At 73.3% G+C, this 26,525-nt stretch carries 30 protein-coding genes; 13 read left to right on the top strand and 17 right to left on the bottom strand.

What is annotated here, in order from left to right; all coding sequences use genetic code 11:
* Window positions 1–55 precede the first annotated feature (55 nt).
* The 7 genes from ACW14Y_RS12560 (at window position 56) to ACW14Y_RS12530 (ending at window position 6,581) form a co-directional block, all read left to right on the top strand.
* Entirely contained in the window at window positions 56–1,735 is a 1,680-nt protein-coding gene (locus ACW14Y_RS12560) for a DEAD/DEAH box helicase (RefSeq protein ID WP_456986775.1), read from the top strand.
* Window positions 1,736–1,987: 252 nt separating this feature from the next.
* Window positions 1,988–2,743 carry a ricin-type beta-trefoil lectin domain protein gene (locus ACW14Y_RS12555; protein WP_456986774.1) on the top strand — a complete coding sequence of 252 codons (756 nt, stop codon included), beginning with the start codon at window positions 1,988–1,990 and terminating at the stop codon, window positions 2,741–2,743.
* Between the two features lie 261 nt (window positions 2,744–3,004).
* Window positions 3,005–3,730, top strand: coding sequence for a ricin-type beta-trefoil lectin domain protein (locus ACW14Y_RS12550; protein WP_456986773.1), 726 nt, complete (start codon window positions 3,005–3,007; stop codon window positions 3,728–3,730).
* Window positions 3,731–3,778: 48 nt separating this feature from the next.
* On the top strand, window positions 3,779–4,537 hold the full coding sequence (locus ACW14Y_RS12545) for an RICIN domain-containing protein (RefSeq protein WP_380392113.1): 759 nt from the start codon (window positions 3,779–3,781) through the stop codon (window positions 4,535–4,537).
* A 42-nt stretch (window positions 4,538–4,579) separates the two neighbouring features.
* Window positions 4,580–5,341, top strand: a complete 762-nt coding sequence (locus ACW14Y_RS12540) for a ricin-type beta-trefoil lectin domain protein (protein WP_456986772.1) — start codon at window positions 4,580–4,582, stop codon at window positions 5,339–5,341.
* Between the two features lie 60 nt (window positions 5,342–5,401).
* On the top strand, window positions 5,402–6,142 hold the full coding sequence (locus tag ACW14Y_RS12535) for a ricin-type beta-trefoil lectin domain protein (RefSeq protein ID WP_456986771.1): 741 nt from the start codon (window positions 5,402–5,404) through the stop codon (window positions 6,140–6,142).
* 61 nt (window positions 6,143–6,203) lie between these two features.
* On the top strand, window positions 6,204–6,581 hold the full coding sequence (locus tag ACW14Y_RS12530; protein WP_380392105.1) for a hypothetical protein: 378 nt from the start codon (window positions 6,204–6,206) through the stop codon (window positions 6,579–6,581).
* Window positions 6,582–6,664: 83 nt separating this feature from the next.
* On the opposite strand, the gene ACW14Y_RS12525 is transcribed toward ACW14Y_RS12530, so the two are convergent.
* The gene (locus tag ACW14Y_RS12525; protein WP_456986770.1) at window positions 6,665–7,279 is read right to left on the bottom strand and encodes a TetR/AcrR family transcriptional regulator; all 615 of its coding nucleotides are present in this window, start codon (window positions 7,277–7,279) and stop codon (window positions 6,665–6,667) included.
* Between the two features lie 145 nt (window positions 7,280–7,424).
* Between ACW14Y_RS12525 and ACW14Y_RS12520 the strand changes: the two genes are divergently transcribed.
* A complete protein-coding gene (locus tag ACW14Y_RS12520; protein WP_380436869.1) occupies window positions 7,425–8,093 on the top strand; it encodes an FMN-dependent NADH-azoreductase in 669 nt (222 codons plus the stop codon).
* A 5-nt stretch (window positions 8,094–8,098) separates the two neighbouring features.
* Window positions 8,099–8,422 carry a DMT family transporter gene (locus tag ACW14Y_RS12515; protein ID WP_456986769.1) on the top strand — a complete coding sequence of 108 codons (324 nt, stop codon included), beginning with the start codon at window positions 8,099–8,101 and terminating at the stop codon, window positions 8,420–8,422.
* A 58-nt stretch (window positions 8,423–8,480) separates the two neighbouring features.
* Here the strand turns inward: ACW14Y_RS12515 and ACW14Y_RS12510 are convergent, their stop codons facing one another.
* The 13 genes from ACW14Y_RS12510 to ACW14Y_RS12450 all read right to left on the bottom strand — a co-directional run bounded on the left by ACW14Y_RS12510 (window position 8,481) and on the right by ACW14Y_RS12450 (window position 19,185).
* Window positions 8,481–8,834 (bottom strand): PIN domain-containing protein, encoded by a 354-nt coding sequence (locus ACW14Y_RS12510; RefSeq protein ID WP_456986768.1) that lies wholly within the window; start codon window positions 8,832–8,834, stop codon window positions 8,481–8,483.
* A gap of 54 nt (window positions 8,835–8,888) precedes the next feature.
* A complete protein-coding gene (locus ACW14Y_RS12505; protein ID WP_053646321.1) occupies window positions 8,889–9,116 on the bottom strand; it encodes a hypothetical protein in 228 nt (75 codons plus the stop codon).
* Window positions 9,117–9,157: 41 nt separating this feature from the next.
* Window positions 9,158–9,973, bottom strand: coding sequence for a sirohydrochlorin chelatase (locus tag ACW14Y_RS12500; protein ID WP_456986767.1), 816 nt, complete (start codon window positions 9,971–9,973; stop codon window positions 9,158–9,160).
* Between the two features lie 11 nt (window positions 9,974–9,984).
* Window positions 9,985–10,896: an ABC transporter permease gene (locus tag ACW14Y_RS12495; protein WP_380310829.1), complete on the bottom strand. Its 912-nt coding sequence runs from the start codon at window positions 10,894–10,896 to the stop codon at window positions 9,985–9,987.
* Complete coding sequence (locus ACW14Y_RS12490) at window positions 10,883–11,686, bottom strand: ABC transporter ATP-binding protein (RefSeq protein ID WP_340631829.1); 804 nt, start codon at window positions 11,684–11,686, stop codon at window positions 10,883–10,885. The genes ACW14Y_RS12495 and ACW14Y_RS12490 overlap by 14 nt, the downstream gene beginning before the upstream one ends.
* Before the next feature lie 162 nt (window positions 11,687–11,848).
* Window positions 11,849–13,030, bottom strand: a complete 1,182-nt coding sequence (locus ACW14Y_RS12485; RefSeq protein WP_380310833.1) for an aliphatic sulfonate ABC transporter substrate-binding protein — start codon at window positions 13,028–13,030, stop codon at window positions 11,849–11,851.
* 256 nt (window positions 13,031–13,286) lie between these two features.
* Window positions 13,287–14,633 carry a sulfate adenylyltransferase subunit 1 gene (locus tag ACW14Y_RS12480; protein ID WP_380393033.1) on the bottom strand — a complete coding sequence of 449 codons (1,347 nt, stop codon included), beginning with the start codon at window positions 14,631–14,633 and terminating at the stop codon, window positions 13,287–13,289.
* Window positions 14,633–15,589: a sulfate adenylyltransferase subunit CysD gene (gene cysD / locus ACW14Y_RS12475; protein ID WP_456986766.1), complete on the bottom strand. Its 957-nt coding sequence runs from the start codon at window positions 15,587–15,589 to the stop codon at window positions 14,633–14,635. Before cysD ends, ACW14Y_RS12480 begins: the two co-directional genes overlap by 1 nt.
* Window positions 15,586–16,185, bottom strand: coding sequence for an adenylyl-sulfate kinase (gene cysC / locus ACW14Y_RS12470; protein ID WP_286185279.1), 600 nt, complete (start codon window positions 16,183–16,185; stop codon window positions 15,586–15,588). The genes cysD and cysC overlap by 4 nt, the downstream gene beginning before the upstream one ends.
* Before the next feature lie 58 nt (window positions 16,186–16,243).
* Window positions 16,244–16,945 (bottom strand): phosphoadenylyl-sulfate reductase, encoded by a 702-nt coding sequence (locus ACW14Y_RS12465; protein WP_380310839.1) that lies wholly within the window; start codon window positions 16,943–16,945, stop codon window positions 16,244–16,246.
* On the bottom strand, window positions 16,926–17,105 hold the full coding sequence (locus ACW14Y_RS12460; RefSeq protein WP_030391290.1) for an eL43 family ribosomal protein: 180 nt from the start codon (window positions 17,103–17,105) through the stop codon (window positions 16,926–16,928). The genes ACW14Y_RS12465 and ACW14Y_RS12460 overlap by 20 nt, the downstream gene beginning before the upstream one ends.
* A gap of 73 nt (window positions 17,106–17,178) precedes the next feature.
* Complete coding sequence (locus ACW14Y_RS12455) at window positions 17,179–18,903, bottom strand: nitrite/sulfite reductase (protein ID WP_380310841.1); 1,725 nt, start codon at window positions 18,901–18,903, stop codon at window positions 17,179–17,181.
* Window positions 18,904–19,101: 198 nt separating this feature from the next.
* Complete coding sequence (locus ACW14Y_RS12450; protein ID WP_310593185.1) at window positions 19,102–19,185, bottom strand: putative leader peptide; 84 nt, start codon at window positions 19,183–19,185, stop codon at window positions 19,102–19,104.
* A 265-nt stretch (window positions 19,186–19,450) separates the two neighbouring features.
* On the opposite strand from ACW14Y_RS12450, the gene ACW14Y_RS12445 reads away from it, so the two are divergent.
* Together ACW14Y_RS12445 and rsgA are read left to right on the top strand one after the other, a co-directional pair.
* The gene (locus ACW14Y_RS12445; protein ID WP_266310675.1) at window positions 19,451–20,746 is read left to right on the top strand and encodes a YihY/virulence factor BrkB family protein; all 1,296 of its coding nucleotides are present in this window, start codon (window positions 19,451–19,453) and stop codon (window positions 20,744–20,746) included.
* A 333-nt stretch (window positions 20,747–21,079) separates the two neighbouring features.
* Complete coding sequence (gene rsgA, locus ACW14Y_RS12440; RefSeq protein WP_380310844.1) at window positions 21,080–22,240, top strand: ribosome small subunit-dependent GTPase A; 1,161 nt, start codon at window positions 21,080–21,082, stop codon at window positions 22,238–22,240.
* Between the two features lie 113 nt (window positions 22,241–22,353).
* On the opposite strand, the gene ACW14Y_RS12435 is transcribed toward rsgA, so the two are convergent.
* Entirely contained in the window at window positions 22,354–22,809 is a 456-nt protein-coding gene (locus ACW14Y_RS12435) for an ASCH domain-containing protein (protein WP_456986765.1), read from the bottom strand.
* 168 nt (window positions 22,810–22,977) lie between these two features.
* Between ACW14Y_RS12435 and ACW14Y_RS12430 the strand changes: the two genes are divergently transcribed.
* Entirely contained in the window at window positions 22,978–24,549 is a 1,572-nt protein-coding gene (locus ACW14Y_RS12430) for a DNA-3-methyladenine glycosylase 2 family protein (protein WP_380312570.1), read from the top strand.
* A 110-nt stretch (window positions 24,550–24,659) separates the two neighbouring features.
* On the top strand, window positions 24,660–25,145 hold the full coding sequence (locus ACW14Y_RS12425; protein ID WP_380393050.1) for a methylated-DNA--[protein]-cysteine S-methyltransferase: 486 nt from the start codon (window positions 24,660–24,662) through the stop codon (window positions 25,143–25,145).
* A 144-nt stretch (window positions 25,146–25,289) separates the two neighbouring features.
* Here ACW14Y_RS12425 and ACW14Y_RS12420 read toward each other — a convergent pair whose 3' ends face one another.
* Both ACW14Y_RS12420 and ACW14Y_RS12415 read right to left on the bottom strand, forming a co-directional pair.
* Window positions 25,290–25,832 (bottom strand): GNAT family N-acetyltransferase, encoded by a 543-nt coding sequence (locus ACW14Y_RS12420; protein WP_456986764.1) that lies wholly within the window; start codon window positions 25,830–25,832, stop codon window positions 25,290–25,292.
* A gap of 82 nt (window positions 25,833–25,914) precedes the next feature.
* Window positions 25,915–26,430 carry a MarR family winged helix-turn-helix transcriptional regulator gene (locus tag ACW14Y_RS12415; RefSeq protein ID WP_266268715.1) on the bottom strand — a complete coding sequence of 172 codons (516 nt, stop codon included), beginning with the start codon at window positions 26,428–26,430 and terminating at the stop codon, window positions 25,915–25,917.
* Between the last annotated feature and the right edge of the window lie 95 nt (window positions 26,431–26,525).

Genomic DNA, 26,525 nt, shown 5'->3' with positions numbered 1-26,525 from the left:
CCGACGGCCGGACCAGCCCCTCACCCGGGGCTGTCACGCTTTGGACGGAGATCCTGTGACCACCCCTGCCCAGCCGCACCGCGACGGCGGTCGTTCCCGCAAGCCCCGCACCGGTGGTGCCCCCCGCACCGGCGGCGCCCCGCGTACGGGTGCCCCGCGCACCGGCGCCTCCTCCCGGCCCCCGCGCCGCAACGCCCCCCGGGTCGCCGAGCCCGCCGACTTCGCCGTGGTCGAGGGCACCCCGGCCCGCCCGCCGGCGGCGAGCTTCGCGGAGCTGGAGCTCCCCAAGGGCATCCTGAGCACGCTGACCCGCCAGGGCGTCACCGAGCCGTTCCCGATCCAGGCCGCCACCCTCCCCGACTCGATCGCCGGGCGCGACGTGCTCGGCCGCGGCCGCACCGGCTCCGGCAAGACCCTCGCCTTCGGCCTGTCGCTGCTCGCGCGCACCGCCGGCCGCCGCGCCGACGCCCGCCACCCGCTGGCGCTGGTGCTGACGCCCACCCGCGAGCTGGCCCAGCAGGTCACCGAGGCCCTCACCCCGTACGCCACCGCCGTCAACCTGCGGATCGCCACCGTCGTCGGCGGCATGTCGATCACCCGGCAGGCCAACGCGGTGCGACGCGGCGCCGAGGTCCTGGTCGCCACCCCCGGCCGACTGGACGACCTGATCGGGCGCGGCGACGTCAACCTCTCCGACGTCGCGATCACCGTGCTCGACGAGGCCGACCAGATGGCCGACATGGGCTTCCTGCCGCAGGTCACCAAGCTGCTGGAGCAGGTCGCCGAGGGCGGGCAGCGGATGCTCTTCTCCGCCACCCTGGACCGCAACGTCGACCGGCTGGTCAAGCGCTTCCTGACCGACCCGGTGACCCACTCGGTCGACCCCTCGGCCGGCGCGGTCACCACCATGGACCACCACCTGCTCCAGCTGGACCCGGCGGACAAGGCGTCCACCACCGCCCACATCGCCTCCCGCGAGGGGCGCGTGATCATGTTCGTGCACACCAAGCACGGCGCGGACCGGCTCGCCAAGCAGCTGCTGGCCAACGGCGTGAAGGCCGCCGCCCTGCACGGCGGCAAGTCCCAGCCGCAGCGCAACCGGGTGCTCGACCAGTTCCGCGACGGCCACGTCACCGCGCTGATCGCCACCAACGTCGCGGCCCGCGGCATCCACATCGACGGCCTCGACCTGGTCGTCAACGTCGATCCGCCGATCGACCACAAGGACTACCTGCACCGCGGCGGCCGCACCGCCCGGGCCGGCGAGTCCGGCACCGTCGTCACGCTCGTCCTGCCGGACCAGCGGCGCGAGGTCAGCCGGCTGCTGACGGTGGCCGGGATCCGTCCCACCACCACGAAGATCCGCCCGGGCGACGTCGAGCTCACCCGGATCACCGGTGCCCGCACCCCGAGCGGCGTGCCGGTCACCGTGGCCGTGCCCGCCCCGGCCGCGCCGGTCCAGGCCGCCGGCGAGGGCGGGGGCGCCGGGAAGAGCGCCTCCCCGCGCCGACGCTCCGGCAAGCGCTCCGGGCTGCCGACCGACGTCGACATGAACGGCAACCCGCGCCGGCCCCGGCCCAAGCAGCGCACCGGCGCCGCGGGCGGCGGGCAGGGCGGCGCGTCGCGCCAGGCGGCCGGCTTCATCGGCCGCTCCTCCGGGCGGGCGAAGCCGGGCAGCGGCTCCCAGTCCGGCTCCAACTACGGCACCGGTCGTCAGCGCCGCCAGGGCGACTGACCGACCCGGCTCCCGACGGCCCGGCTCCCCTTCGAGGGGGAGCCGGGCCGTTCGCATGTGCTTCCGGCGGCTCGGGCGGCTCCGGGGGCGTCGAGGGCCTTCCGGGCTGGAACCAGGCCATGACGCGTTGACGGTGGACGGTCGATCGTGGAGGCTGACGGGCGACCCGCCCTGGCCTGTCGGACCGTCAGATCGACGTCGGGGCAGGCGGGTTGACCGATTCGAGCCACCGGCCACGGAAGGAACCCCTCGATGCGTCGCACCTCCGCCCTGCTCTCCGCCGCCGCCGTCCTCGGCGCGGCCGCCTCGCTCTGCGCACCGGCCGTCGCGGCCCCGGCCCCGGCCCCGCTGACCGTCGTCGCGGCCCCGGCCGCGGCCGGCTGCCAGGCCTATGTCGTCCCCTCGATCAACAATGCGGCGGGCACCTGTACCGGGATCGATCCGCGGCAGAGCTGGGCCGTCATCGCCACCTGCGAGTACTGGAACCCCACCCACACCGAGCGGACCACCCGGGGCACCTCCAGCCCCCTGAAGGTCGGCGACGGCACCGCGTACGCCCCGTGCGCCCTCACCGAGACCGTCGTGTTCCCCTTCATCCACTACGGCGAGCTGATCCCGACCGGTCCGGTCGGCCCGATCACCGGGTACGCGGACAAGTGCGTGGACGTGAAGGGCGCCAGCAGCGCCGACCGCACCCCGGTGCAGATCTGGGACTGCAACGGCAGCAACGCCCAGAAGTGGAAGATCGCCGAGGACGGCACGGTCCGGGCCTTCAACCGGTGCCTGGATGTCGCCGGCGGGGCGACGGCCAACGGCACCAAGGTCCAGCTGTACACCTGCAACGGCACCGGCGCCCAGCAGTGGCGGGTGCGGGCGGACGGCTCGATCCTCAATCCGGTGTCCGGCCGCTGCCTGGACGATCTGGGCTTCTCCACCACCAACGGCAACCAGCTCGGCATCTGGGACTGCAACGGCGCCGCCAACCAGGTCTGGCACGTCCCCGCCTGACAGTTCCGGCTCCGTGCGCGCGGCCGCGGGCCGGTGGTTTCCGGACGGATCGTCCGGGGCCTCGGCCTGCGGCCGCTTTCGCGCATCCGTTCGTACCGCTGCCCGTCCGTGGACGGACCGTTGGCGTGATCACTTCCCCGCGATGTTGACCGTGGCCGTACATCACCCCGAAGCTTCACGCGGCCCCCACAACCGGTACACCGTCATCACGGTTCCGGTCGGCGGGCTGACCGGTTCATCGTCTTCGGAAGGACCTTCCCGATGCGTCGTACCGCCGCGCTCCTCGGCGCTGCCGCCCTGCTGGGCGGAGCCGCCGCCCTCGCCACGCCCGCCGCCGCCGCCCCGGCCGCGGCCAACTGCTACTCCTACGCCGGAGGTTGGAACGCCTACGGCGTCTGCAACGGCAGCGACCCGCTCCAGGGCTGGTACGTCACCGTCACCTGCCAGTCCTGGAACGCCAACCACACCGTGCCGTTCTACCGCACCGCCATCGGCGGCCTGGTGTTCGGCGACGGCACCTCGGTCGCCTCCTGCGGGATCAACGACACCCTGAGCTTCCCGAACATCGTCTACGCCGGCCGCCTCCCCACCCAGCCCGCCGGTCCGGTCGGCCAGATCACCGGCTACGCGGACAAGTGCGTGGACGTGAAGGGTGCCAGCGGCGCCGACCGCACCCCCGTCCAGATCTACGACTGCAACGGCACCAACGCCCAGCAGTGGAAGATCGCCGTGGACGGCACCGTCCGGGCCTTCAACAAGTGCCTGGACGTCACCGGCGCGGGCACGGCCAACGGCACCAAGGTCCAGCTGTACACCTGCAACGGCACCGGCGCCCAGCAGTGGCAGGTCCGCGCGGACGGCTCGATCCTCAACCCGGCGTCCGGCCGCTGTCTCGACGACCTGGGCTTCTCCACGGAGAACGGCAACCAGCTCGGCATCTGGGACTGCAACGGCGCCGCCAACCAGGTCTGGCACGTCCCCGCCTGACGCGTCGCTCTCCCCGATCCCTCGTCACCGCTACCCAGGAGCTTCCCCGTGCGTCGTACCGCCACCGTGTTCGCCACCGCCCTGCTCGCCGGAGCCGCCGCGCTCCTCACCGCGCCCGCCACCGCCAATGCCACCGGAAGTGCCCCGGCCGCCCCCGCCGCCGCCCCCGCCGCCCTGACCGCCGGCAGCTGTACCGTCACCCGGGCCGGCCTCGGCTTCCTCGGCACCTGTACGGACATCGACCCCATGCAGACCTGGCGAGTCGCCGGCACCTGCATGACCATCGGGACCAACGGGTTCCCCGTGTACTCGGCGGCCAACGGCAGCTGGGTCACCGGCAACACCCGCGCCACCGCCACCTGTTTCGGTACCGCGATGCCGCAGTCCGGCTGGATCGTCTCCGGCCCCGCCGTCCCGGCCGGTCCGGTGGGGCAGATCAGCGGCTACGCGAACAAGTGCGTGGACGTGCGCGGCGGCATCAACGGCAACGGCACCCCGGTCCAGATCTGGGACTGCCTGGGCAACGCCGCCCAGACCTGGAAGGTCGGTACCGACGGCACCGTCCGCGCTTTCGGCAAGTGCCTGGACGTGCAGGGCGGCAACACCGGCAACGCGACCCTGGTGCAGATCTACGACTGCAACGGTTCCGGTGCCCAGCAGTGGCAGGCCCGGGCGGACGGCTCGCTGCTCAACCCGCAGTCCGGCCGCTGCCTGGACGACCTGGGCTACTCGACCACCAACGGCAACCAGCTCGGCATCTGGGACTGCAACGGCGCCGCCAACCAGGTCTGGCACCTGCCGGTCTGACGCGTCGCCGCCCTGCCTCCACCACCCCCTAGGAGTCTCCCCGTGCGTCGTATCGCCGCCATGTTCGCCACCGCTCTGCTCGCGGGAGCCGCCGCGCTGACCGCGCCCGCCGCCCAGGCGGCCGGGGGTACCGCCCCGCAGGCCGCACCGCCCGCACCGGTCGCGGACGCCGTGGCCGCCGAGAACTGCTCTCTCAGGTACTCGGGCTCCGGCAGCGTCGTCGGGACCTGCACCGGCCTCGACCCCGAGCAGGCCTGGACCGTCGCGGGCATGTGCCAGGAGTTCCCCAACGGTGTCCCCGTCCCCTCGGGGTACTCGAGTTCCTGGAGCACCGGTGACGGCGTCGTCAGCGGGGTCTGCTTCGAGGGCGGGATCCTGGTCTGGTCCAAGATCACCTTCGGGCCCAAGCCGGTGGCCGGACCCAGGGGTCCGATCACCGGGTACGGGAACAAGTGCGTCGACGTCCGCTACGGCAGCAACGCCAACGGCACCCCGGTCCAGATCTACGACTGCCTGGGCAATGCCGCCCAGACCTGGAAGGCCGCCGTGGACGGCACCGTCCGGGCCCTCGGCAAGTGCCTGGACGTCCGGGGCGGCGTGACCGACATCGGCACCCCGGTGCAGATCTACGACTGCAACGGCGGCGGCGCCCAGCAGTGGCGGGCCCGGCCCGACGGCTCGCTGTTCAACCCGATGTCCGGCCGCTGCCTGGACCTGTTCGCGTACAACACCGGCAACGCGAGCCCGATCGTGATCTGGGACTGCAACGGCGCCGCCAACCAGGTCTGGCACCTGCCGGCCTGACGCACGGCAACCCCGCCCTCACTACCTTCTGGGAGTCTCCCCGTGCGTCGTACCGTCACCATGTTTGCCACCGCCCTGCTCGCCGGGGCCGCCGCGCTGACCGCGCCCGCCGCCCACGCGGCCGGGAGCACCCCGGCCGCGGGGGCGCCTGCCGCCGTCGCCGGTTCGGCCGCCGACAACTGCTCCGTCACCACCGTCGCCGGGGGCTTCTCCGCCACCTGTACGGGCATCGACCCGATGCAGACCTGGGCCATCGCGGGTACCTGTACGAGGTACGACTGGGGCCTCGAAGAGATGGTCTACACGCCGGCTTCGACGTCCGTGGCCACCGGCAACACCACCAGCAGGGCTTCGTGCCTCGGCGGATCGAACCCCTGGCGGGGGTCCGTCGTGTTCGGTCCGACCGTCCCGGCCGGTCCGGTCGGACCGATCACCGGCTACGGAAGCAAGTGCGTCGACGTCCGCTACGGCAGCAACGCCAACGGCACCCCGGTGCAGATCTACGACTGCCTGGGCAACGCCGCCCAGACCTGGAAGGTCGCCGTCGACGGCACCGTCCGCGCGCTCGGCAAGTGCCTGGACGTGCAGGGCGGCAACACCGCCATCGGCACCCCGGTGCAGATCTACGACTGCAACGGCGGCGGCGCCCAGCAGTGGCGGGCGCGGCCCGACGGCTCGCTGTTCAACCCGATGTCCGGCCGCTGCCTGGACCAGTTCGCTTACTCCACCACCAACGGGGGCGCGATCGTGATCTGGGACTGCAACGGCGCCGCCAACCAGGTCTGGCACCTGCCGGTCTGACCGGCGTCCCCGCGTCCGTCCCGTCCCGTCCCATCCCCTCTGCACTCCACAGGAGTCCTCCGTGCGTCGTACCGCCACCGTGCTCGCCACCGCCCTGCTCGCCGGGGCCGCCGCGCTGACCGCGCCCGCCGCCAATGCCGCCGGGAGCGGCCCGCAGGTCACGCCGCCCGCGCCGGTCGCGGACGCCGTGGCCGCCGAGAACTGCTCGCTCTCCGGCCGGATCACCGCCGTTGTCGGGACCTGTACGGGCCTCGATCCGCGGCAGACCTGGGGCATCTCGGGCTATTGCCAGGAAATCGTGAACGGCTTCCCTGTCATCGAGCCGCTCTGGTCTGCTGGGCCGGGCACCGGTGACGGCTCCGTCGTCGCCACCTGCATCTACGGCGGGTGGGTGGCCTCCGCCCGGATCGTCTTCGGGCCCAAGCCCCTGGCCGGCTAGACCGGCCCGGTACCACCCCGTCCGTCTCCGGGACTGTGACGGCTGCGCCGACCGGGTCCGGCGCCTGCCGGTCCGACCTCCGCTCAGCCCCGGCCCAGGGCGCCGCGGGCCAGGGTGGCGAGGCCGGCGGTGATCCGTTCCGGAGTGATGCCGCGGTCCCGCTGGTGGCGGAACAGCTCGGGGGCGAGCGGGGCGAGCAGCTGGTCGGCCAGGACCTCCGGGTCCGGCCGGCCGGCCTCGCGCACCAGGTGGGCGACGTGCAGCCGCCAGAAGGCGTGGGCGCCTGTCCGGTAGCGGGCCTCGCCGGTCTCGGCGCCGAGCACCAGGTGGACGTGGGTCTCCAGCAGTTCGACCATCGCCGCGTAGAAGGCGGCCAGCCGCTCCGCCGGGGAGGGGGCCGTCCCGGCGGCCGGGTCGCCGGGCCCGAGCGGCGGGCCGCCGCGCAGCAGCCGTTCCTGCAGGGCGCGTTCGTGCTCGTCGAGCAGGGCGCGGGCGATCGAGGCGCGGTCGGGGTAGCGGCGGTAGAGCGTGCCTCGGCCGATGCCGGCGGCCCGGGCGATGTCGTCCATGGTGACGGAGGCCGGGTCGCCGTCCGCGAAGAGCCGCTCGGCGGCGGCCAGCACCTTGGCGCGGTTGCGGGCGGCGTCGGCCCGTTCGCGGGGCGGCGGGCCGTCGGCCAGGGGGAGCTCGGTGGTCATGGGGAGCAACGGTAGAACGAAGGCACCTCCAAGGGAAGTGGACACGATGTCCGCTTCCCTTTACTGTTGGGCGCGTCGACAAGTGGACGCTGTGTCCGCTTAAGTCGACGGTACCGTCCCGCCCAGACCGCCCCGGGGGTTCACCGTGTCCCACCTCCTGCACCTCGACAGCAGCGCGCGCACCGACTCCTTCACCCGCCGCCTCGGCGCCGCCTTCGCCGACGCCTGGAGCGCCGGCGGCGGCGAGGTCACCCATCGCGACCTCGCCGCCGACCCCGTCCCGCCCGTCCGCGAGGGCTGGACCCGGATCTGCGACACCCTCCAGCGCGAGGAGATCACCGACCCCGCCCGCTACCCCGAGGCGGTCCGCACCGATCAGGAGCAGGAGGCCTGGGCCGTGGTCCGGCCGCTGCTCGACGAACTCCTCGCGGCCGACGCCGTCCTGGTCGGCGCGCCGATGTACAACTACGGCATCCCGTCCGCGCTCAAGGCCTGGATCGACCAGGTCACCTTCCCCCGGATGGTGCTCGCGCCGCGCAAGTTCGTGGTGGTCGCCGCCCGCGGCGGCGCCTACGGCCCGGGCACCCCGCGCGAGCCCTACGACCACAACGGCCGCTACCTGACCGACTTCTTCCGCGGCCACTACGCGGTCGAGGACACCGAGGTGATCGCCGCCGAACTCGTCAACTCCCTGGTCGACCCGGCCCTGGCCGGGCGGCTCGGGCAGCACCGCGAGTCGCTGGCAGACGCGCTGTACCGGGCCGGCGAACTCGGCACCAAGCTGGTCGGCTACCGCGTCCCGAGGGAGGACTGAGCGCCGTGCCGTGGCTCTGGCTGCTGCTCGCGGGGGTGGTGGAGGTCGCCTGGGCGCAGTCGATCGAACCGACCCGGGGATTCACCCGCCTCCCGCAGAGCGCCCTGTGCCTCGCCCTCATGCTGGCCGCGGTCTACCTGCTCTCCCGCGCCCTCCAGGACCTCCCGGTCGGCCCCGGCTACGCCGTCTTCACCGGCATCGGCACCGTCGGCACCGTCCTGACCGCCCTCACCGTCCGCCACGAGGTCCCGTCCCCCACCACTTTCGCCGGCCTCGCCCTGATCACCGCGGGCCTGATCACGGTCCACCTGGGGTCGGCGGGCCACTGAAGCACGGCGACGTCCGAGAGCCGTCGAACCCCGAGCCGGGTTCGACGGCTCCGCTCCCTCAGTCGGGCAGCAGTCGGAAGGCGGCGATGTGCCGAGGCCGGACGACGCTGAAATGCCGGCGGTCCAGCGTCGCGATCTCGGTCAGGCCGAGCCGCTCGGCGACGGCGACCACCGAAGCATCCGCTGCACCGAGCGGGAAATCGGCGTAGGTCTCGACGAGCTCGGCCATCCGTGTGAGGTCGGCGTCGGTGATCTCGGCCTGCCGCAGCTCCCCGGCCGCGACGGCCCGCAGGAAGGAGGCCTCGGCCTTGCTGCTCATGTCACGTTCGACGAGGTAGCACACCTCGGTGACCACGTACGGGGTGACGAGCAGTTCGCCGGAGTAGCTGTCGAAGAACCGTGTGCACCGCACGTGGTTGGAGTCGGTGGCGGCAAGGGGCCACCAGAGGGCCGGTGTCGACCAGGATCACTCGTCGACTCCCCTGAGCTCGGACCGGATGATCCGCTTGGCCTCGGAGCCGAGGTCAGGATTGGCACTCACTCCTATGCCGGTGAAGCTCAGCCGATGGCGTGGCGGGACCTCGCCCTCGCCCACCAGACGGAGGGCGTGGCGGCGGACTTCCTCGGCCTGCTCCGGGTCCAGCCGGTCGATGAGGTCATGGAGCTCGGGGTAGTGGTCGTGGGCGACGCTCATGGCCTCACGATACTGCCGTCGGGGCTGGGCCCGGGGCCCGTTCAGGCGGTGAGGGCCCGGTGGGTGCGGGCCGCCGGGTGGGTCGCCGTGCCGGTCGCCGCGTGGGCCTCGTCGTAGCGGGTGAGGAGCAGCCGGGCCAGCTCGGGGGTGGGGGCGAGGACGTCGGCGAGGTGGTCGGCGGCGGCCTCGGTGGCGGCCTCGGCGATGCGATCGGGGAGCAGGCCGGGGGCGAGCAGGTAGGGGGAGACGGCGACCCGCTCGACGGCCGGGGTGCGGCGCAGGGCGGCGACGGCGTCGGGGACGCGGGGCCCGCCGGCGGAGGCGTAGGCGACCTCGACGGCGGCCCAGCCGCGGGTGCGGCGCCATTCGGCGGCGACCGCCCTGGTGGCGGCGTCGGCGGCCGGGTCGGAGGAGCCGGCGGCGGCGAGGACGACGCCGGTGCGGGCGCGCACGGCAGGGGAGGCGAGTTCCGGCGCGGCCTCGGTGAGGCGGCGGTCGAGCGCGGCGAGCAGCAGCGGTGACGGCCCGAGCACGTCCGCGAGCGGCAGGTCGGCACCGGCCGTGCGCAGCGCGGCGGGGATGTCGTGCTTGGCGTGGAAGGCCCGGTTGAGCAGCAGCGGGACGGCGATCGCGGGGCGGTCGAGCCGGGCGGTGACCTGCGGGATCCGCGGTGCGCAGTGGTCCAGGTAGGCGGTGGCGACGTCCAGGCCGGGACGCAGCGCCCGGAGGTGGCCGACGAGGGCGGCGACCGCGGCGGCGTGCCGGGGGTCGCGGCTGCCGTGGGCGATCAGCAGCAGGGCGGGGCTGCCCGCCGCCACCGGGGTGGCGGGGGCGGCGGACAGCCGTCGTTCGGTCATGCGGGAGGGCCTTACTTGACGGCGGCCAGCAGGCCGCGGTTGCGCAGGACCCGGCGCTCGACCGGGGTGAAGACCAGCAGTTCGATGGCGATGCCGACGAACAGGATCAGGATGATGCCGAGCAGCACGCCCGCCATGTCGGAGAACTCGCGCTGGTTCTCCAGGAACCGGCCGAGGCCGAGGCCCAGGTCGGGGGAGGAGGCGACGAGTTCGGCAGCCATCAGCGAGCGCCAGGAGAAGGCCCAGCCCTGCTTGAGTCCGGCGAGGTAGCCGGGCAGTGCGGCCGGCAGCAGGATGTGCCGGGCCCCGGCGAGGCCGGTGGCGCCGATGGTGCGGCCGGCCCGCAGGAACAGCGGCGGCACCTGGTCGATGCCGGAGACCAGGCCGTTGGCGATCGAGGGGACGGCGCCGAGCAGGATGACGGCGTACATCATCGAGTCGTTGATGCCGAGCCAGATGACCGCGGCGGGCACCCAGGCGACCGAGGGCAGCGACTGGAGGCCGGAGAGGACCGGGCCGACCGCGGCGCGCACCGGCCTGACCCGGGAGACCAGCAGGCCGATCGGGGTGCCGATGAGCAGGGCGACCACGAAGCCGGACAGTCCGCGCCAGACGCTGGTCCAGATGATCGAGAACAGCGTGCCCTGGTACCAGAGGTCCGTGGCGGCGTTCCAGACGTCGAGCGGGCTGGGGAGCTTGTACGCGGTGGTGACGTGCAGGCTGTAGGCGGCCTGCCAGAGGGCCAGCACCAGGAGGACGCCGAGCAGCGGCGGCAGGACCTTCTGCCGCAGCGTCTCGGCGGTGGAGTTGCGCTGGGTGACGACCGCGTCCAGCGCGTCCAGCCCGGCCTCGACGCCGGCGAAGTCGGCGACGATACCGCCGTGGCCCGACCCGGCCTTGGTGGTGATGTCAGTGCTGGCCATGGCGGCGGATCTCCCCACGCAGTTCTTCGGTGATCTCGATGGACAGGTCCGCCACGCCGGCGGACTCGATCCGGCGGGGCTGCGGGAGGTCGATCGTCCACTCCTTGGCGACCCGGCCGGGCCGGGAGGAGAGCAGCACCACGCGCTGGGCGAGCCGGACGGCCTCCCGCACGTTGTGGGTGACGAAGAGGACCGACAGCTTCTGCTCGGCCCAGATCCGGGTGATCTCGTTGTGCAGGACGTCGCGGGTGATGGCGTCGAGGGCGGCGAACGGCTCGTCCATGAGCAGCACCTGGCTGCCCTGGGCGAGGGCGCGGGCCAGGGCGACGCGCTGGCGCATGCCGCCGGACAGCTCGTGCACCCGCTTGCCGTAGGAGTCCTGGAGCCGGACGAGTTCGAGCAGGCGCTCGGCCTCGGGGCGGCGTTCGGCGCGGGGCGTGCCGGCGAGCTTGAGGGCGAGTTCGATGTTCTTGCCGGCGGTGAGCCAGGGGAAGAGCGCGTGCTCCTGGAACATCAGCGCGGGGCGTCCGCCGGGGACCTCGATGCTGCCCGCGGTGGGCTTGTCGAGGCCGGCGACCAGGTTGAGCAGGGTGGACTTGCCGCAGCCCGAGGCGCCGAGCAGCGTGACGAACTCGCCCGGGGCGACGTCGAGGGTGATGTCGTCCAGGACGTGGGTCTGTGCGCCGGGGCGGCCGAAGGTCTTGTGCACGTGCGAGATCCGGACGGCGGGGGCACCGTCGAGGGTGCCGACGCCGCCGGCGTCGTTCGAGGTGGTCAGTGCCGGGCTCATTCCGGGCACCTCCTGCGTGATTGGTCTGGCATCTGGCGTCGAGGGAGCGGGGCCGAGGGCCGGGCCCCGCCCGGCCGTGCTCGGGGCATCGAGCGGGCATCGGACGGACGGGCGGGGGCCGGACCTCGGGGTTTCGGGCGCGGTACTGCGGTACGGCGGGCGCTACTTGGCGCCGAGGCCGGCGTCCGCGACGGGGCTCTGCCCCTTCTCCTTCAGCACCTTGTTGAGCAGGGTGAGGTCGTAGATGCCGTTCAGGTTCGGCTTCTTGAGCAGGCCCGCGGTGACCGCGTTGTCCGCCTCGGTCTGCAGGGTGGCGGCCAGCGGGTCGTCCAGGAAGTCGATGTCGGCCCAGGCCGGGTCGAGGATGGCGGGCTCCAGGGCGTTGCCGGCCTCCTTCTTGATCGCCTCGTTGGCGGTGGCCTTGGCCTTGTCCGGGTTGGCCTTGATGTAGGCGTTGGTGGTCACCGAGCCGCGCAGCACGGCCTCGACCACGTCGGGGTGCTCGGCGAGGAACTTCTGCGAGACGATGATGTTGGTGATCACGAACTTCTTGTCCGGCCAGATGTCCTTCTCGTTGAGGAGGACCTTCGCGCCGAGGGTGACCAGCTTGGAGGCGGTCGGCTCGGGCACCCAGGCGGCGTCGATGGAGCCCTGCTTGTAGGCGTCCGGGGTGACCTTGTTGTCGGAGCGGACCACGCTGACGTCGCCGGCGCCGGACTGGGCGTCGACCTTGAAGCCCTTGCCGGCCAGGTAGTTGAGCAGTGCCACGTCCTGGGTGTTGCCCAGCTGCGGGGTGGCGATCTTCTTGCCCTTGAGGTCGTCCAGCGAGGCGACCTTGTCCGGGTTGGCGACCAGCTTGACGCCGCCGGAGGCCGAACCGCCGATGATCTTCAGCGACTTGCCCTCGGACTTGGTGAAGCCGTTGATCGCCGGGGAGGGGCCGATCCAGCCGATGTCGATGGAGCCGGCGTTGAGCGCCTCGATCTCGGCCGGGCCCGCGTTGAAGACCTGGGTCTTGATCTGGGTGGCGCCCAGCTCCTTCTGGAATATGCCGTCCTGGAGGCCGACCAGCGGGGTGCCGTGGGTGAGGTTGGCGAAGTAGCCGATCCGCACGGTGTCGGCGGAGAGCTTGGCCGCGGTGCCGCTGGAGGCGGAATCACCGGCGGGGGCGGCGGTGTTGGTCTTCTTGTCGTCGTTCTTGGAACCGTAGCTGCAGGCGGAGAGCAGCGCGACGGCGGTGAGGCCGGCCACGGCGGCGACGGCGGAGCGTCTGATCCGGCCGGAGAGGGGGCGAGTGGCCGGATGCGGGTCGTGGCCGTGCGACAGTGCCTGGTTCGGTGCCATGGTGAGTCCTGTTCGCGGACGGACCGTCAGGAGGCGGTCTCGGGGCGGAAGTTCGGTCAAGGTTGTGCTTGCGGCACCCGTGCGGGGTGCCGGGCAAGCCGGGCCGGCCTGCGGTCGGGGCAGTCGGCCCGGTGACAGGGCGCTTCTCAGCCCTGTCGGCCCGCACATCGCGTCAGGCCGCCCTGGCCGCTGCCGAGGACGCCGCTGCCGATGCGGCCGCCTTCCTTGTCCATGCCCGAGAACGCCTCGCTGGGCATCAGACCCAGTCCTCCTCGTCGGGTTCGCTGTCGTCGGTGTCGGTGCTGCCGACGGTTCCAAAGGCCTCGCCCGCCATGCCGGCGGTGAGGGTGGTGCCGTCGGCCGGGTCGATCAGCAGGAACGATCCGGTCCGGCGGTTGTCCGTGTAGTCGTCGAGCGCCAGCGGTTCGGCGGTGCGCAGCACCACGTGGCCGATGTCGTTGACGTTCAGGCCGTCGGCGCCGGAGCGCTGTTCGAGGGTGTCGATGTCGATCCGGTAGCTGATGTCCTTGACCAGCGCCCGGACCGTGCGGGTGGTGTGCTTGAGCAGCACCTTGTCGCCGGCCCGCAGCGGACGCTCGTTGAGGTGGCTGACGGTGGCCTCGATGTCCTTGGTGGGGACGGGGGCCGGGCCGGCCGCGATGAGGTCGCCGCGGGAGATGTCGATGTCGTCGGCCAGGCGCACGGTGACCGACTGGGGGGTCCAGGCGATGTCGGTGGCGCGGCCGAGCACGTCGATACCGGTGACGGTGGTGGTGTGGCCGGAGGGCAGCACGGTGACCGGGTCGCCGACCCGCAGCACGCCGGAGGCCAGCTGGCCCGCGTAGCCGCGGTAGTCCGGGTGCTCCTCGGTCTGCGGGCGGATCACGTACTGGACCGGGAAGCGGGTCGGCTCGGCGCTCGGGTCGCTGCCGACCGGGACCGTCTCCAGGTGCTCCAGCAGGGTCGGGCCGCCGTACCAGTCCATGTGCGCGGAGGGCTCGACGACGTTGTCCCCGGCGAGCGCGGAGATCGGGACCGCGAGCACGTCCCCGATGCCGAGCGAGGCCGCGTAGGCGGTGAACTCGGCGGCGATGGCGGCGAAGACCGGCTCCGCGTAGTCGACCAGGTCCATCTTGTTGACGGCGAGCACGACGTGCGGCACCCGCAGCAGGGCGGCGACGGCGGCGTGCCGGCGGGTCTGCTCGACCACGCCGTTGCGGGCGTCGACCAGGACGACGGCCAGCTCGGCGGTGGAGGCGCCGGTGACCATGTTGCGGGTGTACTGCACGTGGCCCGGGGTGTCGGCGAGGATGAACCGCCGCCGGGGGGTGGCGAAGTAGCGGTAGGCGACGTCGATGGTGATGCCCTGCTCGCGCTCGGCCCGCAGGCCGTCGGTGAGCAGCGCCAGGTCCGGTGTCTCCTGGCCGCGGCTGAGGGAGACGCGCTCGACGGCCTCCAGCTGGTCGGCGAGCACCGACTTGGAGTCGTGCAGCAGCCGGCCGACCAGGGTGGACTTCCCGTCGTCGACGGAGCCGGCGGTGGCGAAGCGCAGCAGCGAGGTGGCGGTGCCGGTCTGGGTCGTGCCGGTCGGGGTGGTGCTCATTAGAAGTATCCCTCGCGCTTGCGGTCTTCCATCGCGGCCTCGGAGAGCTTGTCGTCGGCCCGGGTGGCGCCGCGCTCGGTGAGGCGGCTGGCGGCGATCTCGGCGATGACGGCCCGGATGGTGGCGGCGTCGGAGTCGACGGCGCCGGTGCAGGACATGTCGCCGACGGTGCGGTAGCGGATCAGCCGCCGCTCGACCGGCTCGTCGTCCCTGGGCCCGCCCCACTCGCCGGCGGTCAGCCACATGCCGCCGCGGGCGAAGACGTCGCGCTCGTGGGCGTAGTAGATCTCGGGGAGGTCGATGGACTCGCGCTCGATGTACTGCCAGACGTCCAGCTCGGTCCAGTTGGAGAGCGGGAAGACGCGCACGTGCTCGCCGGCGGCGTGCCGGCCGTTGTAGAGCGACCACAGCTCGGGGCGCTGGCGGCGCGGGTCCCAGGCGCCGAACTCGTCGCGCAGGGAGAAGACGCGCTCCTTGGCGCGGGCCTTCTCCTCGTCGCGCCGGCCGCCGCCGAAGACGGCGTCGAAGCGGCCCTTCTCGATGGCGTCGAGCAGCGGGACGGTCTGCAGTGGGTTGCGGGTGCCGTCCGGGCGCTCGCGCAGCCGGCCGTCGTCGATGAAGTCCTGGACCGAGGCGACGTGCAGGCGCAGGTTGTGCTCGGCCGCCACGCGGTCCCGGTAGGCGATGACCTCGGGGAAGTTGTGGCCGGTGTCGACGTGCAGCAGCGAGAAGGGGATCGCGGCCGGCCGGAAGGCCTTGAGCGCCAGGTGCAGCATGACGATGGAGTCCTTGCCGCCGGAGAACAGGATCACCGGGCGCTCGAACTCCCCCGCGACCTCGCGGAAGATGTGCACCGACTCGGCCTCCAGCGCGTCCAGGTGGGACAGCGCGAAGGGCCCCTCTGAATTCTGGTTGGGGTCGTCGGTACGGAGCGGGCTGTCCGTCGCGGTGGTCATGCCAGGCCCCTCTCGGTCAGGAAGACGTGCAGCTCGGCGGCGGAGTCGGCCACCTCGCGTCCCTGGGTCTGCAGCCGCAGCTCCGGGTTCTCCGGGGCCTCGTACGGGTCGTCGACGCCGGTCAGGCCGGAGATCTCGCCGGCCGCCTGCTTCGCGTACAGCCCCTTGACGTCGCGCTCGGCGCAGAGCTCGACCGGGGTGGCGACGTGGATCTCCAGGAACGCGGTGCCGTTGGCGGTGTGCCGTTCGCGGACCGCCGCGCGGGAGTCCGCGAACGGCGCGATCACCGGGGCGAGCACCTTGACGCCGTTGGCGGCGAGCTTCTCGGCGACGAAGCCGATCCGGGTGACGTTGGTGTGGCGGTCCTCGCGGCTGAAGCCGAGGCCCTTGGAGAGGAACTCGCGGATCTCGTCGCCGTCCAGGACCTCGACCTTGTGGCCCTCGGCGCGCAGCCGGTCGGCCAGGGCGAAGGCGAGCGTGGTCTTGCCCGCGCTCGGGAGCCCGGTCAGCCACACGGTGGCGCCGCGCTCGCAGGGACCGGCCGCGGGGGCCGCCTCTGCGGCTCCGGCGGCGGCCGGGGTGTCGGCTGTGGTCACGGTGGAAGTCCTTAGAACGGTGGGTCTGCGGTGGTCTGTGGTGGCTGGTGGGCCGGGTCTAGAGGTGGATGCCGCACTCGGTCTTGCCGGAGCCGGACCAGCGGCCGGACCTGGCGTCCTCGCCCTCGCCCGGCTTGCGGGTGCAGGAGAGCGGCGAGCAGCCGATCGAGGTGTAGCCCTCCCACAGCAGCGGGTTGAGCAGCACGCCGTTGGCGTTGACGTAGGCGTCCACGTCCTCCTGCGTCCAGCGGGCGATCGGGGCGAGCTTGACCTTGCGGCGCCGGGGGTCCCAGGAGACCACCGGGGTGTTCGCGCGGGTCGGCGACTCGTCGCGGCGCAGTCCGGTGGCCCAGGCGTCGTAGCCGCCGAGGCCCCGGTTCAGCGGCTCGACCTTCCGCAGCGCGCAGCACTGGTCCGGGTCGCGGTCGTGCAGCTCCGGCCCGTACCGGGCGTCCTGCTCGGCCACGGTCAGCGCCGGGGTGAGCGTGATGACGTTGACCGGCATGGTCGCGGCCACCGCGTCCCGGGTGCCGATGGTCTCCGCGAAGTGGTAGCCGGTGTCCAGGAACACCACGTCCACCCCGGGGAACACCGAGGAGGCCAGGTGGGCGACGACCGCGTCCTCCATCGAGGAGGTGACGCAGAAGCGCTTGCCGAAGGTGTCGGCGGCCCAGCGCAGGATCTCCTGCGGCTCGGCCTCCTCCAGCTCGCGGCCGGCCGCGGTGGCCAGCTCCTCGAAGTCAGTCGTCGTGCCGGTCACTCCGGTTACCCCCATTGCTCGGTGACAGCAGGCCGAGGAACTTCAACTGGAAGGCCCGGCGGCACCCGTGGCATTCCCAGGCGCCGTGCCCGGCCTCGGACGGACGCAGGTCCTCGTCCCCGCAGTACGGGCAGAAGAAGGGGGCGGCACGCTCGCTCATGCGGCCACCTCGCTGCGCTCGGCGGTCGCTTCGCGAGACACGCACCTGCTCATGGTGAGCTCGCTCCGCTCGCTCACGACAACTGCTCCTCGCTGGCCCGGGCCGTCCACTGGGCGAAGCGCTCGCCCTCGGCGCGGTCCTCCTGGTACCGGGTCAGGACGCGCTCGACGTAGTCGGGCAGGCCGTCCTTGGTGACCTTGAGGCCGCGGACCTTGCGGCCGAAGCCGGCCTCCAGTCCGAGCGCGCCGCCCAGGTGCACCTGGTAGCCCTCGACCTGGTTGCCCTGCTCGTCCGTCACCAGCTGGCCCTTGAGACCGATGTCCGCGACCTGGATGCGGGCGCAGGCGTTCGGGCAGCCGTTGATGTTGATGGTCAGCGGCTCGGTGAACCCGGGCAGCCGCTGCTCCAGCTCGTCGATGAGCGTGCGGCCGCGCTCCTTGGTCTCGACGATGGCGAGCTTGCAGTACTCGATGCCGGTGCAGGCCATGGTGCCGCGGCGGAACGGCGAGGGGGTGACCCGCAGGTCCAGTGCCTCCAGGCCGGCCACCAGGGACTCGACCCGGTCCTCGGCGATGTCGAGCACGATCATCTTCTGCTCGGCGGTGGTGCGCAGCCGGTCGCTGCCGTGGGCCTCGGCGAGGTCGGCGATCTGCCCGAGCAGCTTGCCGTCGACCCGGCCGACCCGGGGCGCGAAGCCGACGTAGTAGCGGCCGTCCTTCTGCCGGTGCACGCCGACGTGGTCGCGCCAGCGGCCGCTCGGCTCCGCCGGGGCGGGGCCGTCGACCAGCTTGTACTTGAGGTACTCGTCCTCCAGCACCTGGCGGAACTTCTCGGTGCCCCAGTCGGCGACCAGGAACTTCAGCCGGGCGCGGTTGCGCAGCCGGCGGTAGCCGTAGTCGCGGAAGATGCCGATGACGCCGCCGTAGACGTCGGCGACCTCGTCGAGCGGGACCCAGGCGCCGAGCCGGACGCCGAGCTTGGGGTTGGTGGACAGGCCGCCGCCGACCCAGAGGTCGAAGCCGGGGCCGTGCTCGGGGTGGACCACGCCGACGAAGGCGATGTCGTTGATCTCGTGGGCGACGTCCAGGAGCGGCGAGCCGGAGACGGCGGACTTGAACTTGCGCGGCAGGTTGGAGAAGTCCGTGTTGCCGATGAAGCGGCGCTGGATCTCGTCGATGGCGGGCGTGCCGTCGATGATCTCGTCCTCGGCGACGCCGGCCACCGGGGAGCCGAGGATGACGCGCGGGGTGTCGCCGCAGGCCTCGGTGGTGGACAGGCCGACGGCCTCCAGCTTCTGCCAGATCGCCGGGACGTCCTCGATCCGGATCCAGTGGTACTGGACGTTCTGCCGGTCGGTCAGGTCGGCGGTGTTGCGGCCGTACTCCTCGGAGACCTCGGCGACGGCGCGCAGCTGGGCGACCGTCAGCCGGCCGCCGTCGATCCGGACCCGGAGCATGAAGTACTCGGCGTCGAGCTCGTGCGGGTCCAGGATCGCGGTCTTGCCGCCGTCGATCCCCTCCTTGCGCTGGGTGTAGAGCCCCCACCAGCGCATGCGGCCGCGCAGATCGGCCGGGTCGATCGAGTCGAAGCCCCGCTGGGCGTAGATCGTCTCAATACGTGTCCGCACATTGAGACCGTCGTCGTCCTTCTTGAACTGCTCGTTGGCGTTCAAGGGGGTGTAGTGGCCCATGCCCCACTGGCCCTCGCCGCGGTGACGGGTCACCTTGCGAACCGCGGCGGGGCGGCGCGCGGGGGCGCTCTCGTCCGTGGGCTCGGCGGTCTCGGGGGTGGTGGCCATGGTGAAGTCCTTCGGGGCAGGTGGCTCTGACGCCGGGTTGGTCGCGGGGCGTGCTCGACTCGGCGAAGCTGCTGTGACCTGCGGTTTTCTCAGGACCGGGGGAGCATTCGCGGCGGCCGGGCGGGCGCCTGCGCATCCGCTTCGGCGGGGATGGCGGTGAGGTGGCGCCGGGTGCGGTGGGAGGCGGCGGGGTCGGGCTCAGGTCACCGGACAGATGGCGCTGGACACGCGAAGGAGATCGACGTGCAGTCGACCTACTAGGGTGGTTCCGGCGCTCGGCATGGCAAGAGATTCGCACGGAGCACGGTTCGCGGTCCACTAACGTCCGTATTTTGGACCTCATAGTTTCGGATCGCGAGATGCCGGAGCGTTCCCGCCGCTCCCGCCGACAGCGCCCCGCATCCTCTTCTTTTCCGCTCCCTCGGCGGGCCCGCGTACCGCTCGCGCCATGTCCGCGTAGCGCCGGCGCCACGTCCGCGCGCCGCCCGTGCCGCGCCCGTGCCCCGGGAGAGCGGTCGACCGGTCCGGGCCCGATAACGTTGGGCCTGTGCAAGCAGCAGGCGAAACGACCCGGTCGGCCCCCGAGCGCCCCTCCCGTCGTCGGGGCAAGGGGTCCCGGCGGGCGGCCAAGCAGGCCACCTGGCGGACCACCGTCTGGGCGCTGGTCAAGGACACCACCAACACCTGCGTCGAGTACCGGGTCACCGGGCTCGCCGCCGAGGCGGCGTTCTTCACCCTCCTCTCCATCCCACCGCTGCTGCTCTGCCTGGCCGGCACGCTCGGCTACCTCGACGACTTCCTCGGCGCGGGCACCATCGACAAGCTGAAGGCCGACATCGTCAAGGCGGCCGGCACGGTGCTCTCGGACTCCTCCATCACCCAGGTCGTCCAGCCGCTGCTCCGCCAGGTCTTCGACCAGACCAGGCCGGACCTCATCTCGATCGGCTTCCTGCTGTCGCTCTGGTCCGGATCCCGGGCGCTCTACATCTTCATCGACACCATCACGGTGATGTACGGGCTCGACGGCAAGCGCGGCATCGTCAAGACCCGGCTGATGTCGCTCGGCCTCTACCTCGGCGCGCTGGTGATCGGCTCACTGGTGCTGCCGCTGCTGATGGCCGGGCCCGAGCTGGTGACCAACGCGGTGCCGGAGAGCGGCGGGCTGATCAACGCCGCCTACTGGCCGTTCGCGATCCTGCTCCTGATCGTCTCGCTGACGACGCTCTACCACCTGGCGGTACCGGTCTCCACGCCCTGGCGCGAGGACATCCCCGGCGCGCTGGTCGCCCTGGTGGTGCTGGTCTTCTGCAGCGTCGCGCTGCGCCTCTACCTGGTCAGCTCGATCGAGGGCCACTCGGTGTACGGCTCGCTGGCCGCGCCGGTGGCCGTGCTGCTGTGGATCTTCGTGGTCGCGCTCGCGGTGCTCATCGGCGCCGCCATGAACGCGGCCATAGACCGCCGCTGGCCCACCCTGGAGACCGCCGACGCCCGCGCCGAGAACGAGCGCGCGCACGAGGAGGCCGCCGCCGCCGTGGTCCGCGAGGTGGCCGCCCGGCGCGCCGTCGAACGGGCCCGCCGGGCCCGCGAGCTGGGCCTGGCCGAGGGCGGCGAGGAGGAGTACTGGGAGGAGGACGGCGAGGACGCCGACGTGCCCTCCGAGTACCCCGAGCGGTGGGCCGACGTGCTCGCGGCCGACAACGTCCGGGGCCGGATCACCGCCCGCGGCGGCGGTCCGCACCACCGGCCGGCCCCGCCGCCGCCGGACAGCGACCGGCCCGCCGCGCCGCCGCCCGAGTACCCGCTGCCGAGCCGTCCGCCGAGCCCGCCGTGGGACCGGCGCTGAGCCACCGTGAGGCCGGGGCTGAGTCGCCGTGAGGCCGGGGCTGAGTCGCCGGGGCCTGCCGAACCGCAGGTGGCGCACGGAACGGCAGGTGAAAAACCGGTTGGCAGGGTCGGTGGGGCCCGCTAGCGTGTTGAGCGTCCGGTTCGGGCGGCGCGGTGCGCCGTCCGAGGAGAGAAAGCAGGAGGTGAGTCTCGTGGCCACGATTGCCATGACGGCTGCCCTGGGCAGCGACCGCGTTCACCTCTCCCTGCCGGCCGCCGGCTGACGTAGCCCTTCGCGCACGCAGCCGCAGCAGCCCGGCGGGACCACTTTCCTCCCGAAGGGCCCACTGCGTTGTTCAACGCTGCCTCCGTTCCGTTCTCCTCCTCCTTCCTCTCCACCACCTCCGCCGACGTCGAGGGTTCCGGGTCGGCCGAGCCCGCCGGTTCGCTGGCCGGCTACGGCTGGACCACCGAACTCGACGAGCTGTTCGCACCGCTGGCCGAGGCCGGGCTGGTCCCGGCCCGGATCGTCCGGATCGACCGGGGGCAGTGCGATGCCGTCCTGGTCGACCCCGGGACGGGCGGGCTCCGCACCGTCCGGGCCGACACCCGGCAGGTCGGCGACGCCGACATGATCAACTGCCCGTGCACCGGGGACTGGGTCGCCGTCGACCTCTCGCCCGGCCTGCCCATGCCCGCGGTCGCGGCCCTGCTGCCGCGCTCCACCGCGATCATCCGCAAGGTCGCGGGCAAGCGCTCCGACGGCCAGGTGCTCGCGGCCAACGTCGACACCGTGGTGATCGCCGCCTCGCTCGCCGCCGAGCCCGACCTCGGCCGGATCGAGCGCTTCCTCGCCCTCGCCTGGGAGTCCGGTGCCGAGCCGCTGGTCGTGCTCACCAAGGCCGACCTGGTCGACGACGCCGACTTCATCCGCTCCGACGTCGAGGCCGCCGCGCCCGGTGTCACCGTGCTGGTGGTCAGCGCCGAGACGGGCGAGGGGATCGACGTGCTGCGCGCCTGCACGCCCGGCACCACCGCCGTGCTCGGCCAGTCCGGCGTCGGCAAGTCCACCCTCACCAATGTGCTCGCCGGGGTCGATGTGATGACCGTCCAGGCCGCCCGCTCGGGCGACCAGAAGGGCCGGCACACCACGACCACCCGTGAGCTCGTCCTGCTGCCCGGCGGCGGGGTGCTGATCGACACCCCCGGCCTGCGCGAGGTCGGCCTCTACGGCGGTGAGGGCGTGGCACTCGCCTTCGCCGACATCGAGGAGCTGGCCGAGGGGTGCCGCTTCCACGACTGCCACCACGCCGGCGAGCCCGGCTGCGCGGTGCGGGCCGCGCTGGAGGACGGCTCGCTGCCCGAGCGCCGGATGGACAGCTACCTCAAGCTCCAGCGGGAGAACGAGTGGATCGCCTCCCGCTCGGACGCCCGGCTCGCCTCCGAGCGGTTGAAGAAGTGGAAGACCATCACCAAGTCGATGCGTGCCGCGGGGGGCTCCGTGAAGCGGTGACGTCGGGCCGGGGCCGGGGCCGGTTCGCCCGCCGTCCACCTGTCCGGCCGTCCGGTCCGCCACCGGCAGCGGTGGCGGACCGGACGTGGCGGGCCGGGGGTGGGCGGCGGCCGTCAGCGGAAGTCGGCGACCAGCCGGAACCGCTCCAGGATCACCCGGGTGTCGTCCTCCACGGTGAAGTCCGGGTCGCCGAGCACCGCGTGCAGCTCGTCGCTGTGCCAGAAGCGCTCGTGCCCGGCCCGCCACTCGGCGACCGTCGCGTACCCCTCGCCCTCGTCGAGGGCGTGCTGCAGGTCGACCTCGTCGAGCCGGACGATCCGGACCTCGGTGGTCTCGGTCACCGCGACGATCCGTCCGGCCGAGTCCACCACGGCGCTCCGGGTCCCGGCCCGCGGCACCGGCTCGTCCTCGGCCTCGTACTCGGTGACCAGGCCGGTGGTGCTGGTCTTGGCACCGGACAGCACGGCGCCGACCAGCCGGTCCCGCAGCGGGCCGGGGAAGGCGAACTGCTCGACGCGCAGGGCGGCGACCCGGGGGTCGTCCGGACCGGAGTAGGGCTGCTCGGACACGGGATCTCCTGTCGGTCGGGGAAGGTGGGGACGCACGTCGGGACGCACGTCGGGACGTACTGAGGCCCGTCGGGCGGCCCGTCGGGCGTCGGGCAGGCTATCCGGCCGGAGCGGGCGCGGGCTCCTGGTTTTCCACCGGTCCCGGCGCCCGGCGTGCGGCCGACGCCCATGTCCGATTCCCGCCGGTCGACGCCCCTCCGGTGCCGCAGACTGGACAACGTGATCGACGACGACATCAGGTACCGCGCGGTGGACAGCCGGGACGCCCGCTTCGACGGCGTCTTCTTCACGGCCGTCACCTCGACCGGCATCTACTGCCGGCCGAGCTGCCCGGCCGTGACCCCGAAGCGCGTCAACTGCACCTTCTACCCCAGCGCCGCCGCCGCCCAGCACGCCGGGTTCCGCGCCTGCCGCCGCTGCCGCCCCGACTCCGTCCCCGGCTCGCCGGAGTGGAACCAGCGCGCCGACCTGGTCGGCCGGGCCATGCGGCTGATCGGCGACGGCGTGGTGGACCGCGAGGGCGTGGCCGGTCTGGCCGACCGCCTCGGCTACAGCTCCCGCCAGCTCCAGCGCCAGCTCACCGCCGAACTCGGCGCCGGCCCGATCGCGCTGGCCCGCGCCCGCCGAGCCCAGACCGCCCGGCTGCTGCTCCAGACCACCGCGCTGCCGGTCACCGAGATCGCCTTCGCGGCCGGCTTCGCCTCCGTCCGGCAGTTCAACGACACCGTGCGCGAGATCTACGACCGCACCCCGAGCGGGCTGCGCGCCGAGGTCGCGGCCGGCCGACGCGCCGCCACGCCGGCCGGCGGCCTCGCCCTGCGGCTCGCCTACCGGGGCGCCCTGGACAGTGACCACCTGATCGACTTCCTCGCCCTGCGGGCCGTGCCCGGGGTGGAGGAGGTCGTGCCGGGACCGGGCCCCGGGGTGCGGACCTACCGCCGCACCCTCGGTCTCCCGTACGGCACCGGCATCGCCGAGGTGGACGGGCTGGGCACCGACCGGCCGGCCACCCGGGGGTGGCTCGACTGCCGGCTGTTCCTCACCGACCTGCGCGACCTGCCGACCGCCGTCCAGCGCCTGCGGGTCCTGTTCGACCTGGACGCCGACCCGGTCGCGGTCGACGAGCAGCTCGGCGCCGACCCGCTGCTCGGTCCGCTGGTCCGGGCCCGCCCCGGGCTGCGCTCGCCGGGCCACGTCGACCCGCACGAACTCGCCGTGCGCGCCGTCCTCGGCCAGCAGGTCACCGTCGGCGCGGCCCGCACCCTGGCCGGCCGGCTGGCCGAGAAGTACGGCACCGCGCTGCCCGAACCCAGTGGCGGACTGCGGCTGCTCTTCCCGACCGCCGCCGCCCTGGCCACCGCCGACCCGGAGGACTTCGCGATGCCGGCCGCCCGCCGCCGCGCGCTCACCGGCCTGTGCGCGGCCCTCGCCGAGGGCGCCGTCCGGCTCGACGGCGGCGTCGACCGGGAGGAGGCGGCGGCCCAGCTGCTCGCCCTGCCCGGCATCGGCCCGTGGACGGTCGGTTACCTGCGGATGCGCGCGCTCGCCGACCCCGACGTCTTCCTCCCGAGCGACATCGGCGTCAAGCACGGACTGCTCCGGCTCGGCGCCCCGGGCGACCCGAAGTCCGCCGCCCTCGCGTCCGGCGCCTGGGCCCCCTGGCGCTCCTACGCCGTGCACCGCCTCTGGGCGGCCCCGGCCGACGACCTCAGCACCCGAACGGAGAACACCCCCGCATGAGCACCACCGAGAAGACCACGACCGGGAGCACCACGACCGGGCGCGCCACGACCGGGAGCGCCAAGACCGGCGGGACGGCCGACGGGGCCGGGAACACGGTCTTCACCTTCATGGAGAGTCCGCTCGGGCGGCTGATGCTCAGCGGCGTCCGGCCCGGGGACCGCGGGCCGGCCGCGCTGGCGACCGTCACGGCCCCCGGTCAGAAGTACGCGCTCGCCGAACCGGCCGACGACTGGGAGTACGACCCGGAGGCGCTCGCCGAGCCGGTGGCCCAGCTGACCGCGTACTTCGCCGGTGAGCGCACCCGGTTCGACTTCCCGCTCGCCCCGGTGGGTACCGAGTTCCGGCGCCGGATCTGGGCCGCCCTGGACCGGATCCCGTACGGCGAGACCGTCACCTACGGGCAGCTCGCCGATCTGGCCGGTGAGTCCCCGCGCGCCGTCCGCGCGGTCGGTGGCGCGGTCGGCGCCAACCCGCTGCTGATCGTCCGCCCCTGCCACCGGGTCCTCGGAGCCAATGGCGCCCTCACCGGCTTCGCCGCCGGGACGGACCGCAAGCGCTGGCTGCTGGACCTGGAGAGCGGCGCCCTGTTCTGACGGTCGGGGAGTCGCGGCGTCGGCCGGCCCGTCCGACCGGCCTCCGGCCTCAGCGGCGAGCCGCGCGGCCGGGGCGCGGCCCCGGGTGTGTCCGGTGCTGCCGGGCGGACCGTGTCCGAGCCGCCGGTCGTGCGGGAGGCACCGTCATCCGGCGAGCGCGCCGAGGTCGACCCGCCAGTCGTTGCTGCGCATCCGGCGGCCGGGCGGGAACTCGAAGTCCGTCTCGCCGACGAGGGTGAAGCCGGCCTTGCGGCAGACGGCGTTGGAGGCGGGGTGGTCCACCGAGGGGAAGGCGTGCAGATGGCGGTGGCGCGCGGTGCGGGCGGCGGCCTCGACGGCGGCCCGCGCCGCGGCGGCGGCGATGCCCCGGCCCCGGTAGGGCGCGAGCACGTTCCAGCCCATCTCGTAGACGGTGGCGCCCTGCCAGACGCGCTCGGCGTAGCCGACACTGCCGACGCCCACTGCCCGGGACGCCCCCTCGGGCCCGTCCCCGGTCTCCAGCACCACCCGGTACATGCAGCCGGTCCCGGTGGGGACGAAGTCGAGGTAGCGGCGGTGGCGGGCGAGCATCCGCTCCTCGCTCTCCGGACCGCCGACGTGCCGGCGCATCTCCGGGGTGTTGATCAGCCGCAGCAGGGCGAGATCGGCGTCGGTCCAGGGTTCGAGTCGCAGTGCGGGGGCGTCCATGGCCGGACGATAGTGACCGGACGGCCGGGGCGGTAACGGTTTTCGCAGCTCGGGGCGGCTTCGTGCCGGGCTCGGGACGGCTTCAGGCCGGGGGCTCGGCGAGGGCGCGGGCGAGGTTCTCCAGGGCGGGCAGCGCGTGCATCACGGCGTCGCGGTCGGCGGTGGAGAGGGTGTCGAGGGCGCCGGCGATCCGGCGCTCGTGGGCGCGCTGCCAGTCGTCGAGCTGGCGGCGGCCGGCCGGGGTGAGCGCGATCCGGGCGGTGCGGCGGTCCCCGGGGTCGGCCTGGCGGTCGACGAACCCGGCCTCCAGCAGCTTGCCGACGAGTCCGCTCACGGTGTTCGGGGCCAGCCGCTGCCGGGCGGCCAGTTCGCCGACCCGCAGCGGGGCGGCGGCGAGCGTCTGGAGGAGCTCGACCTGCGCCATCGGCAGGGACTCCCACGGGTAGTCGGTCCGGATGCTGCTGCGCAGGGCGCGGCGGAGCCGGGTGACCGCGTCGGTGAGCCGGCGGGCGCGTTCGATCGTCGTCGGCTCCGTGTCCTGCGGCTCGATGTCCTGCGGGCCTGTGGTGGATTCGGGAACGGACGGTGACGACGGCATGGCCGACAGCGTAGCGCCTGGTACCGGTGCCCTTTGACGGCCGCGGACCGGTCGGGGGCGACCGGTCCCGCTCGGTAACGGACCGGTCGCATTCA

The sequence above is a fragment of the Kitasatospora sp. cg17-2 genome (genome assembly GCF_054031055.1).
This window is presented reverse-complemented; position numbering and strand designations above follow the sequence as displayed.

Coding starts and splice junctions, on each gene's coding strand:
- ACW14Y_RS12535 (WP_456986771.1), top strand. CDS start 5,402: ATGTTTGCCACCGCCCTGCTCGCCGGGGCCGCCGCGCTGACCGCGCCC.
- ACW14Y_RS12415 (WP_266268715.1), bottom strand. CDS start 26,430: ATGCCGTCGTCACCGTCCGTTCCCGAATCCACCACAGGCCCGCAGGAC.
- ACW14Y_RS12550 (WP_456986773.1), top strand. CDS start 3,005: ATGCGTCGTACCGCCGCGCTCCTCGGCGCTGCCGCCCTGCTGGGCGGA.
- ACW14Y_RS12485 (WP_380310833.1), bottom strand. CDS start 13,030: ATGGCACCGAACCAGGCACTGTCGCACGGCCACGACCCGCATCCGGCC.
- ACW14Y_RS12500 (WP_456986767.1), bottom strand. CDS start 9,973: ATGACCGAACGACGGCTGTCCGCCGCCCCCGCCACCCCGGTGGCGGCG.
- ACW14Y_RS12425 (WP_380393050.1), top strand. CDS start 24,660: ATGGAGAGTCCGCTCGGGCGGCTGATGCTCAGCGGCGTCCGGCCCGGG.
- ACW14Y_RS12490 (WP_340631829.1), bottom strand. CDS start 11,686: ATGAGCCCGGCACTGACCACCTCGAACGACGCCGGCGGCGTCGGCACC.
- ACW14Y_RS12495 (WP_380310829.1), bottom strand. CDS start 10,896: ATGGCCAGCACTGACATCACCACCAAGGCCGGGTCGGGCCACGGCGGT.
- ACW14Y_RS12525 (WP_456986770.1), bottom strand. CDS start 7,279: ATGACCACCGAGCTCCCCCTGGCCGACGGCCCGCCGCCCCGCGAACGG.
- ACW14Y_RS12450 (WP_310593185.1), bottom strand. CDS start 19,185: ATGCCGAGCGCCGGAACCACCCTAGTAGGTCGACTGCACGTCGATCTC.
- ACW14Y_RS12430 (WP_380312570.1), top strand. CDS start 22,978: ATGTCCGATTCCCGCCGGTCGACGCCCCTCCGGTGCCGCAGACTGGAC.
- ACW14Y_RS12460 (WP_030391290.1), bottom strand. CDS start 17,105: ATGAGCGAGCGTGCCGCCCCCTTCTTCTGCCCGTACTGCGGGGACGAG.
- ACW14Y_RS12420 (WP_456986764.1), bottom strand. CDS start 25,832: ATGGACGCCCCCGCACTGCGACTCGAACCCTGGACCGACGCCGATCTC.
- ACW14Y_RS12455 (WP_380310841.1), bottom strand. CDS start 18,903: ATGGCCACCACCCCCGAGACCGCCGAGCCCACGGACGAGAGCGCCCCC.
- ACW14Y_RS12505 (WP_053646321.1), bottom strand. CDS start 9,116: ATGAGCGTCGCCCACGACCACTACCCCGAGCTCCATGACCTCATCGAC.
- ACW14Y_RS12480 (WP_380393033.1), bottom strand. CDS start 14,633: ATGAGCACCACCCCGACCGGCACGACCCAGACCGGCACCGCCACCTCG.
- ACW14Y_RS12555 (WP_456986774.1), top strand. CDS start 1,988: ATGCGTCGCACCTCCGCCCTGCTCTCCGCCGCCGCCGTCCTCGGCGCG.
- cysD (WP_456986766.1), bottom strand. CDS start 15,589: ATGACCACCGCGACGGACAGCCCGCTCCGTACCGACGACCCCAACCAG.